Annotated in this window: 2 protein-coding genes; both read left to right on the forward strand. The window is 48.0% G+C overall.

Annotation, left to right across the window (positions count from 1 at the left end; genetic code table 11):
* On the forward strand, positions 1 to 316 hold a 316-nt coding region (locus tag AC1WIP_RS15650), incomplete at its 5' end, for a GntR family transcriptional regulator (protein WP_481142696.1).
* On the forward strand, positions 303 to 1,511 hold the full coding sequence (locus AC1WIP_RS15655) for an NADP-dependent isocitrate dehydrogenase (RefSeq protein ID WP_481142697.1): 1,209 nt from the start codon (positions 303 to 305) through the stop codon (positions 1,509 to 1,511). The genes AC1WIP_RS15650 and AC1WIP_RS15655, both read left to right, overlap by 14 nt.
* The last annotated feature ends 167 nt before the right edge of the window (positions 1,512 to 1,678 follow it).

The raw sequence follows: 1,678 nt of genomic DNA on the forward strand, positions 1-1,678 counted from the left end.
GGCGGAGCTGGATAACCGTTTTCATGACATTTTATATGAGGCCTGCAGCAGTAAGATACTGGAGCATCAGCTGAAGGATTTTCACCAGTATGTGCTGCGGGTGCGCAGAAAAACTCTTTCCAGCGCGGACAGAGGGCCTAAGTCCAATGAGGAGCATGAAGAGCTTTTAGAGGCAATCAAGGCGGGAAACGCTGGGCTGGCAGAGCAGCTTGCCAACCGCCATATGATAAATGCCTATGAAAATATGGTAAAAAATGGGCTGAATGAAGCCTACGGGAAACAAGAAAAGGAGACCGAAGCAAATGGAAAAAATTAAGATGACAACGCCTCTTGTGGAAATGGATGGAGACGAAATGACCAGAATTCTCTGGAAGATGATCAAGGATGAGCTTTTGCTTCCTTACATTGATCTGAAGACAGAGTATTATGATCTGGGCCTGGAGCACAGGAATGAGACCGACGACCAGGTGACGGTGGATTCCGCAAAGGCAACCTTAAAGTACGGTGTGGCCGTAAAGTGCGCAACCATTACGCCAAACGGCGCCCGGATGCAGGAATATCATCTGAAGGAAATGTGGAAGAGCCCAAATGGCACTATCCGCGCCATTCTTGACGGCACCGTGTTTCGTGCACCTATCCTGATAAAAGGGATTGTGCCTTATGTGAAAAACTGGACAAAGCCCATCACCATTGCCCGTCATGCCTACGGTGATGTGTATAAAAATGCAGAGATCAAGGTACCGGGACCGGGCAGGGCGGAGCTTGTTTACACGGCGGCAGACGGCACGGAAGTAAGAGAGCTGATTCACAATTTTGAGGGGCCTGGAATTCTTCAGGGTATCCATAATACGGAAAAGTCCATTTCCAGCTTTGCAAGAGCCTGCTTCGGGTATGCGCTGGATACTAAACAGGATCTGTGGTTTGCCACAAAGGACACGATTTCCAAGAAATATGACCACACCTTTAAGGATATCTTCCAGGAAATCTATGATACAGAGTACAAGGAAAAATTTGAAAAACAGGGGATTACTTATTTTTATACCCTGATCGATGATGCGGTGGCGCGGGTGATCCGCTCCGAGGGAGGATTTATCTGGGCCTGCAAGAATTACGACGGAGATGTGATGTCGGATATGGTGGCAACCGCTTACGGAGATTTGTCCATGATGACCTCCGTGCTGGTTTCTCCAAGCGGAGCCTATGAGTACGAAGCGGCTCACGGCACCGTACAGCGCCATTATTATAAGCATCTGAAGGGAGAAGAGACCTCCACCAATTCCATCGCTACCATCTTTGCATGGACCGGCGCTCTGAAAAAGAGAGGGGAGCTGGACGGCAATGAGGCGCTTTGCGCGTTTGCGGACAAGCTGGAGAAGGCCTGCATAAAGACGGTGGAGGATGGAAAGATGACCAAGAGCCTTTCTCTGATTTCCACCTGTGAAAATCCTGTGATTTTAAACTCCCTGGAATTTATTCAGGCGATACGTGAAACGTTGGAGACGCTTCTGTAGGGAAAACAATGTAAATTAGTCAGAACCGCCCGTCTAACGGGCGGTTCTGACTGCCTTTGCTATCTTCCCTGCAAATGGGAATCTATAGTTTTCTCCTGTGAAATAATCATATTTGCAGATCTATACTCTCATGTGGGACTCTTTCTAAAAAATCTCTCTCTTCGATA

The sequence above is a fragment of the Acetatifactor sp. genome, from assembly GCF_982438285.1.

Excerpts from the sequence above, each read along its gene's own strand:
- AC1WIP_RS15655 (WP_481142697.1), top strand. The coding sequence starts at position 303 with ATGGAAAAAATTAAGATGACAACGCCTCTTGTGGAAATGGATGGAGAC.